Annotated in this window: 12 protein-coding genes; 5 read left to right on the top strand and 7 right to left on the bottom strand. The window is 71.8% G+C overall.

Translation table 11 applies throughout. The annotated features are described in order from the left end of the window. Positions 1-28: 28 nt before the first annotated feature. A complete protein-coding gene (locus tag DEJ19_RS12980; protein ID WP_027466322.1) occupies positions 29-538 on the top strand; it encodes a flavin reductase family protein in 510 nt (169 codons plus the stop codon). Positions 539-582: 44 nt separating this feature from the next. Beyond that, positions 583-1,197, top strand: coding sequence for a superoxide dismutase (locus tag DEJ19_RS12975; RefSeq protein ID WP_027466323.1), 615 nt, complete (start codon positions 583-585; stop codon positions 1,195-1,197). A 153-nt stretch (positions 1,198-1,350) separates the two neighbouring features. On the opposite strand, the gene DEJ19_RS12970 is transcribed toward DEJ19_RS12975, so the two are convergent. Further along, complete coding sequence (locus tag DEJ19_RS12970; RefSeq protein ID WP_110863422.1) at positions 1,351-1,932, bottom strand: TetR/AcrR family transcriptional regulator; 582 nt, start codon at positions 1,930-1,932, stop codon at positions 1,351-1,353. Between the two features lie 158 nt (positions 1,933-2,090). Here DEJ19_RS12970 and DEJ19_RS12965 point away from each other — a divergent pair, with 158 nt between their 5' ends. Continuing rightward, complete coding sequence (locus DEJ19_RS12965) at positions 2,091-3,062, top strand: carbohydrate kinase family protein (RefSeq protein WP_111233278.1); 972 nt, start codon at positions 2,091-2,093, stop codon at positions 3,060-3,062. 27 nt (positions 3,063-3,089) lie between these two features. Here DEJ19_RS12965 and DEJ19_RS12960 read toward each other — a convergent pair whose 3' ends face one another. The 5 genes from DEJ19_RS12960 to upp all read right to left on the bottom strand — a co-directional run bounded on the left by DEJ19_RS12960 (position 3,090) and on the right by upp (position 8,814). Continuing rightward, positions 3,090-4,562, bottom strand: coding sequence for a serine hydrolase domain-containing protein (locus DEJ19_RS12960; protein ID WP_181441534.1), 1,473 nt, complete (start codon positions 4,560-4,562; stop codon positions 3,090-3,092). Further along, positions 4,559-5,908: a cryptochrome/photolyase family protein gene (locus DEJ19_RS12955; RefSeq protein ID WP_111095284.1), complete on the bottom strand. Its 1,350-nt coding sequence runs from the start codon at positions 5,906-5,908 to the stop codon at positions 4,559-4,561. Before DEJ19_RS12955 ends, DEJ19_RS12960 begins: the two co-directional genes overlap by 4 nt. After that, the gene (locus DEJ19_RS12950) at positions 5,905-6,414 is read right to left on the bottom strand and encodes a MarR family winged helix-turn-helix transcriptional regulator (RefSeq protein WP_181422577.1); all 510 of its coding nucleotides are present in this window, start codon (positions 6,412-6,414) and stop codon (positions 5,905-5,907) included. Before DEJ19_RS12950 ends, DEJ19_RS12955 begins: the two co-directional genes overlap by 4 nt. Before the next feature lie 258 nt (positions 6,415-6,672). After that, positions 6,673-7,440 (bottom strand): winged helix-turn-helix domain-containing protein, encoded by a 768-nt coding sequence (locus DEJ19_RS12945; protein ID WP_111233281.1) that lies wholly within the window; start codon positions 7,438-7,440, stop codon positions 6,673-6,675. A 738-nt stretch (positions 7,441-8,178) separates the two neighbouring features. Beyond that, a complete protein-coding gene (upp, locus tag DEJ19_RS12940) occupies positions 8,179-8,814 on the bottom strand; it encodes a uracil phosphoribosyltransferase (RefSeq protein WP_071406290.1) in 636 nt (211 codons plus the stop codon). 76 nt (positions 8,815-8,890) lie between these two features. On the opposite strand from upp, the gene DEJ19_RS12935 reads away from it, so the two are divergent. Further along, a complete protein-coding gene (locus DEJ19_RS12935; protein ID WP_071247896.1) occupies positions 8,891-9,325 on the top strand; it encodes a nucleoside deaminase in 435 nt (144 codons plus the stop codon). Here the strand turns inward: DEJ19_RS12935 and DEJ19_RS12930 are convergent. Then, positions 9,306-10,262, bottom strand: a complete 957-nt coding sequence (locus DEJ19_RS12930) for a cation diffusion facilitator family transporter (RefSeq protein WP_027466331.1) — start codon at positions 10,260-10,262, stop codon at positions 9,306-9,308. The two genes, DEJ19_RS12935 and DEJ19_RS12930, sit on opposite strands and share 20 nt — an antisense overlap. 64 nt (positions 10,263-10,326) lie before the next feature. On the opposite strand from DEJ19_RS12930, the gene proC reads away from it, so the two are divergent. Beyond that, positions 10,327-11,157 (top strand): pyrroline-5-carboxylate reductase, encoded by an 831-nt coding sequence (gene proC / locus DEJ19_RS12925; RefSeq protein ID WP_111233282.1) that lies wholly within the window; start codon positions 10,327-10,329, stop codon positions 11,155-11,157. Positions 11,158-11,162 lie beyond the last annotated feature (5 nt).

The raw sequence follows: 11,162 nt of genomic DNA, 5'->3' as shown, positions 1-11,162 counted from the left end.
CCCTCCTGAAGGAACGACCACGATCACCATGCCCGACGAAGCACCGGCAACCATCGCCGACGCGTACAAGTCCGCCTTCCGCGGGCACCCTGCCGGCGTCGCCGTCATCACGGCCGAAGGCCCCGACGGACCGACCGGCCTCACCGCCTCGAGCGTCGCGAGCGTCGCCGTCGACCCGCCCGTGCTGGTCTTCTCGCTCTCGACGAACTCCGGCTCGGCCGGGGTCGTGCTCGGTGCGCCGCTGTTCGTCGTGCACCTGGTCGACTCCCTCGGGGTCGCACTGGCGAAGCGCTTCGCCTCGACCGGCAGCCCGGCCGCTGACGACCCGATCTGGGGCACCCTGCCGTCCGGCGACCGCTACCTGCCGAGTGCGGCGAGTGCGCTCCGCTGCCGACCGCTGTCGACGACCCCCATCGGCAGCTCGACCGTCGTCGTGGCCGAGGTGCTCGACATCATCGTCGGCGCCGACCGCGGCGAGCCGCTGGTCTACCACAACCGGGAATTCCACTCCCTCACCGATCGTTCCCGGCTCTCGTGAGCCGCGGAGCCGCGTCCACAACCCACTGATCGAAAGGACCTCACATGGCTGAGTACACCCTGCCGGAACTGCCGTACGACTACGCCGCGCTCGAGCCGCACATCAGCGGCAAGATCATGCAGCTGCACCACGACAAGCACCACCAGGCCTACGTGACCGGTGCCAACACCGCGCTGCAGCAGCTCGGTGAGGCCCGTGAGTCCGGCAACTTCGGCGCGATCAACAAGCTCGAGAAGGACCTCGCGTTCCACCTCGGTGGCCACGTGAACCACTCGATCTTCTGGACCAACCTCGGCCCGGACACGAAGGTCCCCGAGGGCGAGCTCGCCGCGGCGATCGACGAGTTCTTCGGTTCGTTCGAGAAGTTCCAGGCGCAGTTCGCCGCCGTCGCGAACGGCATCCAGGGCTCCGGCTGGTCCGTGCTGGCCTGGGACACCGTGGGCCAGAAGCTCACCACGTTCCAGCTCTTCGACCAGCAGGGCAACATCCCGTTCGGCCTCGTCCCGATCTTCATGCTCGACATGTGGGAGCACGCCTTCTACCTCGACTACCTGAACGTCAAGGCGGACTACGTCAAGGCCGTCTGGAACATCGTCGACTGGGAGAACGTCGCCGCTCGTTTCGAGAACGCGAAGTCGCAGCGGTTCGTCACGCTCTGATCCGCGTCGGCGGGTCACCACGGTGACCACCTGACGAACGGGAGGCACGGTGCCAGCTGGCAGCGTGCCTCCCGTTCGTGGTCCGGGTCACGTTCCGGGCCGTGCGCCGTTGCCGGGTACGCGAGCGGTCCGCGATCGCGTTCGCGCGTGCGCTCAGCGCGCGCGGTCTGCGGCGGCCGTGCTGGCTGCCAGGTCGTGGGCAATGCGACGCAGTGCGGCGTCAGCATCGGTGTGCGCGCCGTCGACGAGCGCGCCCCACTGGGCTCCGCGGGCGGCCATGACCGTGTGCTGGGCCGCACGTTCGGCGAGGACGGGGTCGGCGCCGTGTGCTCGGCACCAGGCCCGGATGGCGGCGACCTGGCAGCGGTGCGCGCGGCGCTGCCGGTCACGCCCGTCGAGGGACTCGACCGAGCCGAGTTCGAAGGTGAGCCGTGCGGCCAGCGCACGGTGCGTGTCGTCGAGCCCGCCGAAGGTCGCGACCAGGTGATCGGCGAGGGCGTCCGTGTCGGCGGCGGGGTCGAGCGCGGGCGTTCGGTGCGAGGTCGCGAGGTGCTCGACGACGGAGTCGATCAGGGCGTCGCGGGAGCCGAAGTGGTAGACGACCGGGTAGGCGCTCGTCCCGAGCACGCGGCCGAGGCCCCGGACCGTGACGTCCTCGATCTTGGTCTCGACGAAGTGGTCGACGACCTTCTCGAGGATCGCGGGTTTGCGGGTGGGGTCGGGCTTCCTGGGCATGGCATCTCCGTCGTCGGGGCGGTGGTCGCGCGACCGCCCACATACTAGCAGCCGGTATATCAGTGACACCATTGGTCGTTGTGTGCGATCTCTCCGCGAAACCTCCGTTTTCACCGATAGAAACGGAGAAAAACTCGGCTCCGGGTACACTGTTGCGGATGTCCATGCCGTACGAGGGCGCTCTGCCGCCGTCACGGCCCGAGGGGACCCGCGCCGGACGGGTGGTCGCGGGCCGTCGTCGCGGCGCCGGAAAACGCTTCCTGGTCGTCGGCGACGTCCTGGACGGCGTCCTCGTGCACACCACCGCACACCGGATCGGGGTGCACGACCCCGCTGCGGAGATCCGCCACCGGCCGACCGGTGCCGGTGGCAACACGGCCACGTGGCTCGGCTGGCTCGGGGCCGAGGTCGACGTCGTCGCCCGGGTCGGGGTCGATGACGTCTACCGCCACGAGCGCGCGCTCGAGGACGCCGGGGTCCGCGCCCACCTGCGGTACGACGCGATGACGTCCACCGGGGTCGTGGTCTCGGTCCGCAACGACCACGGTCGCACCGCGATGTCGGACCCCGCCGCGAGCGGGAAGATCAGTGCCACCGACGTCCCGCCGTCCGTGGTCGCCCGCGCCGACATCGTGCACCTGACCGGGGCCGCCATGCTCGGCGGTGGCGCCGACCGGCTCGCCGACCTCGTGGCGTGCGCCCGGACCGGCCCGGCGCGCGTGGCGGTGGACCCCTCGTCGGTGGCGGTGATCGAGGCGATCGGTGCCGACCGGTTCCTCGAGGCCCTGCGGGGCGTCGACGTGCTCTTCCCCGACCAGCACGAGGCGCTCGCCCTCGCCGGGGGCGACGATCTCGACGCCGCGGTGCGGCGTCTGACGGAGCACATCCCACTGGTCGTCGTCACGGCCGGGGCCGACGGCGCGCTCATCGGGCGCCGGGGCCGCAGCGTCCACCGGGTCCTCGCGACACCGGCGACCGTCGTCGACACCATCGGGGCGGGGGACGCCTTCGTCGCCGGGTTCGTCCGTGCGTGGGCGACGGATCCGGTCCGCGTCGGTGCGGCAGCCCGCGAGGGCACCCGGGTCGCCGCGCGGGCACTCGGCTTCGTGGGCGGACGACCGCCCGTCTGAGCCGGGCGCCCACGTGGTGCCGTCAGATCAGCGCTCGGACGGTTCAGCGACGACGTTCAGGGTCTGGACGCGTCCCGCGGCGGCGGGCGCCAGCCGGATCTCGACGCGCAGTCGCCCGCAGGTGCCGGGGAGCCACCAGCGCAGGTGCGACGGCGCCGCCGAGTACTCGGACACCGGTGCGGCACCGAGGTCGGCACCGACGTCCGCGACGGCCTGCGCCACAGCCCGCCGCCGTCGGTCGTACGGCACGTCCATCGCCACGTTGGGCGTGCAGATCGCGTCCGCCAGGTCGTCCCGCCAGTCGGCCAGGAGGCGCGTCACGGCGACCTGGGCGGCTCGCGTCGCGCGGGTGGTCGCCACCACCCCGGTGCTCGCTCCGGTCACGTCGGTACTGGCTCCCGGCGCGTCGGGTGTGTGAGCCGTCAGCGCCGCGTCGAGCACGAGGTCGTGCGCCTGCTGGGCGGCCGCGGAGACCTTGGCCTGCGTGGCGTTCTCGAACGCGACGACCCCGAAGCCGTCGCGCACGGACCACCGCATGTGCGCGGAGAAGCCCGGGTAGCCGCCGGAGTGCGAGACGAGCTCGCCGAAGCGGTCGTCCTGCTCGACGAACAGCCCGAAGCCGTACGCCGTCGCGCGGGCAGAACCCGGGACGACGGACGACGGGACGACCCGCATCGCCTGCTGCATCAGCCGGCGGTCAGCGGGGGAGACCGGGCCGGGTTCCGGTGCGGCGGAGAACGCCGAACCGAGGTGCGTCGCCCAGCGTGCCAGGTCACGCACGGTCGAGAAGAGCCCGCCGATGGACGAGAAGGCGCCGGGCCCGGTCATCGGCAGGGGTTCCCAGTCGCCCTCGTGTCCGCGGACACCGGTGACCACGAAGCCTGTGGACTCGTCGGCGCTGAACACGGTGTCGGTGAGCCCGAGGGGACGGAGCACGGTCTCGCTGGCGGCCGCGGTGAAGGGCTGCCCCGACACGACGGCGACGACCCGGCCGAGCAGCGCGTAGCCGAGGTTCGAGTAGGCGAAGCGGGTGCCGGGCAGCGAGTCGAACAGCAGGCCGCCGCGAAGGACCTGGTCGAGCTCGGCGTCCGAGATCGACTCCTGCCGGTCGGCCCAGGGGTCGTCGGTGGGGAACCCGGCCGACATCGTCAGCAGCATCCGCACCGTGGGGACGGGGGAGTCCGGGGTCGGCAGGGTGACGGCGCCGAAGGCCGGCACGAAGTCGGTGATCGGCGCGTCGAGGTCGAGCGCACCCCGGGCGACGAGGGTCAGCAGGGTCGCGGCGGTGACGCTCTTGGTGCAGGAGGCGATGCGGTACACGGTGTCGGCGTCCGGTCGCCTGCCGTCCCCGCGGTCGCCGTGCCCACCGGATGCGACGAGGCCGGAGCGGTCGAACACACCCCACACGCTGCTCGGCGCGATGCCCTGCTCGACGCGAGCACGGAACAGCTCGTCGACCTGGTCGACGACCGCTGCGATCGCGGGATGCGACCCGGTCACGAGCGCCGCATCCGTTCGTAGGCGTCGAGCGCCCGCTGCCGCGACGCCTTCAGGTCGACCATCGGCTCGGGGCGCAGCTCGTCGGCGGGGACCCAGCGGTGGACGTACTCGCGGTGCGGGTCGAAGCGCTCGAGTTGCCGATCGGGGTTGAAGACCCGGAAGTACGGGGCGGCGTCGAAGCCGGAGCCCGCGACCCACTGCCAGTTCGCCGCGTTGTTGGCGGGGTCGGCATCGACCAGGGTGTCCCAGAACCACTGCTCCCCGACGCGCCAGTCGACGAGCAGGTTCTTCACGAGGAAGCTGCCGGCGGCCAGCCGCACCCGGTTGTGCATGGCGCCGCTGTGCCAGAGCTCGCGCATGCCCGCGTCGACCAGGTCGAATCCGGTCAGACCCTGCCGCCAGCGGTCGAGCTCGGCCGCTTCCGGGTCACGCCACGGGAACGCGTCGAAGTTCCGACGGACGTTGACGGTGGCGATGTCGTCGCAGTGGAAGTACTCGTTCCAGTTGAACTCGCGCCACGCCAGCTGCCGGAGAAACGCCGCGGCGTTCTGGCGCTGCGCGGGCTCGAGCCGCTCGTGCAGGCGATGCCACACCTGGTACGGGCTGATCTCGCCCCACCGCAGGAACGGCGACAGGCTGCTCGTGGCCTCCATCGCGGGCTCGTCGCGCTGGTCGTAGTCCTCGAGCGCGTGCTCGACGAAGTGCTCGAGCTGCTGCTGGGCGCCGTGCTCGCCCGGGCTCCAGGCGTCACGGAGTCCGCCGGCCCAGTCGGGCTTCGTCGGCAGCAGTGCCCAGTCGGCCAGAGCATCACCCGTGACGTCGGCCGCAGCCGGGAGGTCGTCGGGGTCGGGCAGGGGGTGCCGCGGTTCGGGCAGCGCCTGGACGGCGTTCCAGAACGGGGTGAAGACCTTGTACGGCTCGCCCTGCCCGGTGAGCACCGTCCACGGTTCCCAGAGCAGGTTCGCGGCGAAGCTGTGCGCCTCGATGCCACGGTCGTGCAGGGCCGCCTTGATGCCGGCGTCGATGTCCCGCTCGACGGCGCCGTACCGACGGTTCCAGTACACGGCGTCCGCCCCGGTGTCGGCGACGAGCTGGTCGATCGCCTTCGCCGCGGCGCCGCGCCGGAGGACCAGCCGGGAACCCCGCTCGCGCAGGTCGGCATCGAGGGCGGTCAGGGAGTGGTGCAGCCACCAGCGGCTCGCGGCACCGATCGGACGGAGCCCGGAGGACTGCTCGTCGAGGACGACCACCACCGTGACGTCGCCACCGTGGTCGATCGCCGCACGGAGCGCCGGGTTGTCCGACAGCCGCAGGTCGTCACGGAGCCAGACGATCGCGCCGGTCACACCGTGGCCGCATCCGCAGCGACCGGGCGGACGGTCGACCGCCGGCCCGGAGTCGTGCCGACCGCCAGTCGGAGCTTCGTGCAGAGTTCGGTGAGGGTGCGGAGTTCGGGGTCGGACAGCCCGGCGCCGACCTGCTGCGCGATGCTCGCCGCGTGCTGCACGGCGACCTGACGGTAGACGTCGAAGCCGTGCGGGGTCAGCGCCACGATCACCCCGCGGGCGTCGGTCGGGTCCGGTTGCTTCTCGACGATGCCGCGGGCGAGCAGTCGGTCGACCAGACGGCTGACGCTCGGCTGGGTGAGGAGGAGGTGCCCGGTGAGGTCGCGCATGCGGCAGCGGCGGCCGGGCTGGGTCGACAGGTTGAAGCAGACGTCGTACTCGTTGAACGAGATCTCGTCGCCGGGGAAGTCCGCGTTGAGACTCCGCATCACGGCGACCTGGGCGCGGAAGAGCGCTTCCCAGGCAGCGACGGCGGTCGCCTTCTCACTGCGGCGTGTCTCGCTCACGTTCGCGTTCCCTCCGGTCGTACGGTCTGACCACACTACCGACGGGGTCCGACAGGAGCCGGGCGACATGCACGAGGGCCGGCCGCCTGTCGGCGACCGGCCCTCTCCCTTGCACCAAGAGTTTCCTGCAATCACATTCCACAGGCGGTGCCACAGCAAACACTGCCTGCACCACCGACTGTATAACGAAGCGGTAACGGCGCGCCAGCCTCTCCGTGGCCGGTTCGCTGCGAGTTCACCAAGAGCAGTCGATGAGGCTCAGAAGAGGTCGGGCGACGGGGTCGACGCGTACCGCACGGCGACGTCCGCGTGCCGGTCGAAGCGGTAGCCGACGCCGCGCACGGTGCGGACGATCTCCTCGAACGCGCCGAGCTTGGAGCGGAGCCGACGCACGTGCACGTCGATGGTGCGCTCGTTCGGGGTCTCGTCCTCGCCGTCCGACCAGAGGCCGTCGATGATCGCGGACCGGTCGACGGTCTGGCCCTCGCGGAGGACCAGGAACTGCAGGAGCTCGAACTCCTTGTAGGTCAGGGGCGCCGCTTCGCCGTCGAGGGTCACGCGCTTCCGGGAGATGTCGATGACGACGCCGGTCTCCTCGGGCTCGGGCTTCTCGGCCTGCTTGCGGGCGGCCACCGCTGAGCGGTCCTGCAGGGCGAGGCGGACGACGTCGACGTCACGGCCTCCGGAGTGCTCGGCGGCGACGGCGACGGCCGCGTACGTCTCGGACGACGGGACGAGCTGCGCGGTGAGGGCCTTCAGCTGCTCGACCACCGCGGCCAGGGTCGTGCCGGCGGCGGCGGCCTTCGCTTCGTCGATGCCGACGTACAGGGCGAAGCCGCGGGCCTCGGTGCCGTCGGGGAGTGCGCGGTTCCGCTGCGGCGCGATCACGGGGCTCGTCGGCACGGTGGCCGCTCCGGTGGCCGCCGGGGAGGCCGGGCGCGGGCGGATCGGCGTCACGGTGCCGAGGTCGGTCGGAGCCGGTGCGGTGCGGAGCGCGGTGCGGGGCTGGGCGATGGTGAGCGACATGGTGGTTCTCCGGGCGGTGTGGCCGGTGCGCTGGTGGCGCGGCGGCCGGTGTCGAATGCGTCATCCCGGGTGCGGCGGTACGCCGATGTGCCCTGCGGTCCTGCTGCGGACCGGGGCCGACCCGGGGGAACGGGAGACAGACCTCGTGACGTGGTGCGCGTCGCCGACGGTGTCCGTCACCCGGGGATCACGCGCTCGCGACGGGGGTGGTGTCGCGGGGGATCCGGCTGGAACGGGTGCCGATCAGGCACACATTCGACAACGCATGACCGGCATGGTCGGCATCATCACGCCGACGGTCCCCACTGCCCCTGCGGAGGAGCACGCCTCGGAGAGGACGCGGGTGGACACGGTTGCAGTCATGTGACGAGTATCTGCGGTATACCAACGCGGTGTCAACCGTCCGCGCGGACGGTGCGGTGGCGCGACCGCACGGGCGTCGAGTGCCACGCACGTTCTTTCCCATTGCGCACGCGATGGAAAGTTGAATCGGGCGTACCGGGTCGAAAGAAACGACCCGGTATGCCCGGAACGACCGGGTACGCCCGGAACGACCTGGTACGCCCGGAACGACCTGGTACGCCCGGAACGACCGGGTACGCCCGGAACGGGCTGGTGCGCCCGGAACAGGCTGGTGCGCCCGGAACGGGCGGGTGCGGTGGGCGCGACCGCACGGACGACAGGAGGCGCGGTGCCAGCTGGCACCGCGCCTCCAGTCCGAGAAGTGGCGGGTCTGCGCTACTCGGCCAGGCCGTAGAGCCGGTCGCCGGCGTCGCCGAGGCCCGGGACGATGTACCCGTTCTCGTCGAGCTTCTCGTCGAGCGCACCGAGGACGATCGAGACGTTGCGGTCGCCGACGGCCTGCTCGACCATGGCGAGCCCCTCGGGGGCACCGAGGATGCACACGCACGTGATCTCCTGCGCACCGCGGGCGAACAGGAAGTCGATCGCGGCGGCGAGGGTGCCACCGGTGGCGAGCATCGGGTCGAGCACGAAGCACTGCCGCCCGGACAGGTCGTCGGGCAGGCGCTCGGCGTAGGTCTGCGGCTCGAGCGTCTCCTCGTTGCGGGCCATGCCGAGGAAGCCGACCTCGGCGGTCGGGACGAGCTTGACCATGCCCTCGAGCATGCCGAGCCCGGCGCGGAGGATCGGGACGACGAGCGGCCGCGGCTTGGCGATCGCGACGCCCATGGTGTGCGCCACCGGCGTGTCGATCGGCGTCGCCGTGACCCGGACGCCCCGCGTGGCCTCGTACGCGAGGAGCGTGACGAGCTCCTCGGTCAGGGCGCGGAACGTGGGGGAGGGCGTCGTACGGTCGCGGAGCACCGAGAGCTTGTGGGTGATGAGCGGGTGGTCGGCGACGTGGACTCGCATAGGGTCGAGCCTAGCGTGCCGTCGACCGTCAGGAGGTCCCGTGGAGGAGCCCGCAGCCCGCCCGTTCGTCCCGGCGATGGAGCGCGCGCTCGACGAGGCTCGACGGTGCCTGGAGACCGACGACGTCCCGGTCGGCGCTGTGGTGCTCGACCGTGACGGCGTGGTGGTCGCCACCGGCCGGAACGAGCGTGAGGCACGACAGGACCCGACGGCCCACGCCGAGGTCCTGGCTCTGCGTGCTGCGGCGGCGGTGACGGGGGACTGGCACCTCGAGGAGCACACGCTCGTGGTGACGCTCGAGCCCTGCCCGATGTGCGCCGGCGCCGTCATGGCCGCGCGGGTGCCCCGGGTCGTGTTCGGCGCGTGGGACCCGAAGGCGGGCGCCAGCGGCAGCGTCTACGACATCGCCAGGGACCGCCGGCTGCCGCACCGCTCCGAGGTCATCGGGGGCGTGCTCGAGCAGGCGTGCGCCGAGCTGCTCGACGACTTCTTCAGTCCGCGGCGAGGATGACGATCGCCTCGGTCGGCGGCTGTGGCCCGGTGCGCAGGACGTCCGGTTCGACGTAGATGACCCGGGCGATCGGCACGGCGCTCCGGACACGCTGCTCGACGGTGTCGATGCCGGCGGCGACGTCACCGAGCCGGCGGTCCCCGTCGACGGCGACCTTCACGCCGACCATCAGCTCGTCCGGTCCGAGGTACAGGGTCTTCAGGTGGATGATCGCGTCGACCTCGGGGCCGTCGAGCACCGCCTGCTTGATGCGCTCGACGTCGGCGGCGGTCGCGCCCTCGCCGACGAGCAGGCTCTTCGTCTCGATGCCGAGCACCACGGCGACCGCGATGAGCAGCGCCGCGATCAGCATGGTGCCGATCGCGTCGAACACCCCGTTGCCGGTGATCGCAGTCAGGCCGACGCCGAACAGGGCGAAGACCAGGCCGAGCAGCGCCGCGGTGTCCTCGAGCATCACGACGGGCAGCTCGGGGGCCTTCGCACGGCGGACGAACTGCACCCAGCTCTGCGAGCCCTTCTGCGGTCGGGCCTCGTGCAGGGCGGTGCGGAGCGAGAAGCCCTCGAGCCCGATGGCGATGACGAGCACCACCAGGGGGAGCCACCAGTTCTCGAGCGGGTGCGGGTGGGCGAGCTTCTCGATGCCCTCGTAGAGCGAGAACACACCGCCGACCGAGAACAGGATGATGGAGACGACGAACGCGTAGACGTAGCGTTCACGCCCGTAGCCGAACGGGTGTTCCTGATCCGCCGCTCGCCGGGCCTTCCGGCCACCGAGCAGCAGGAGGAGCTGGTTCGCGGAGTCGGCCAGGGAGTGCACGCCCTCGGCCAGCATCGACGCCGATCCGCTGATCGCCGCCGCGATGAACTTCACGATCGCGATGCCGATGTTGGCACCGAGTGCGGCGAAGATCGCCTTCGTGCCTCCGGAAGCGCTCACAGCTGTCCCCTTCTCGTGGTCTGCGACACGATCCTAGGCGGGTGGCGTCGGTAGGGTCGGGAGCATGACGATCGACCTGCCCCGCACCGCCCTGCTCGGCGTCGGCTCCATGTCCGGCGCGGTCCTCGACGGCCTGCTCGCCGCGGGACTCGACCCGGCCACCGTGACCCTCACCACGAAGTCCGAGGCGTCCGCTGCTGCCCACCGGGAGCGCGGTCTCGACGCCACCGCGAGCGACACCGATCCCGACGCCAACCGGTCAGCCGTCCGTGGTGCGGCCCTCGTCGTCGTCGGCGTGAAGCCGTACATGATCGCGGACCTGCTCGACGAGGTCGCCGACGACCTGGAACCCGGCGCCGTCCTGGTCAGCGTCGCCGTCGGCACCACCACCGCGAGCATGGAGGCACGGGTGCCCGCCGGCGTCCGCGTCGTCCGTGCCCTGCCGAACACCCCGATCGGCGTCGGCCAGGGCGTCACCGGCATCAGCGCGGGCACCTCGGCCGACGCCGAGGCCGTCGCGCTGGCGTCGTCGGTGTTCACCGCCTCGGGCGCGGTCATCGAGGTGCCGGAGTCGCAGCTCGACGCGCTGTCCGCCGTGTCCGGTTCCGGTCCCGCCTACGTCTTCCTGCTGGTCGAGCAGTGGCAGCGTGCCGCCGAGGAGCTCGGGTTCACCCACGAGCAGGCGGCGACGATGGTGCAGGGCACCGTCCGCGGCGCGGTCGAGCTGCTCGAGCGGTCGGGCCGTGAGCCCGCCGACCTGCGCCGTGCGGTGACGAGCCCGAAGGGCACGACCGAGCGGGCAGTCGCGGTGCTGCAGGACGCCGACCTGGCGGACACGCTGCTGCGCGCGTCGCGTGCCGCGATCGCGCGTGCCGAAGAGATCGCCGCGTCGTAGACGCA

Origin of the sequence: Curtobacterium sp. MCSS17_016, from assembly GCF_003234255.2 — a bacterium.
Lineage (GTDB): Bacteria > Actinomycetota > Actinomycetes > Actinomycetales > Microbacteriaceae > Curtobacterium > Curtobacterium flaccumfaciens.
This window is presented reverse-complemented; position numbering and strand designations above follow the sequence as displayed.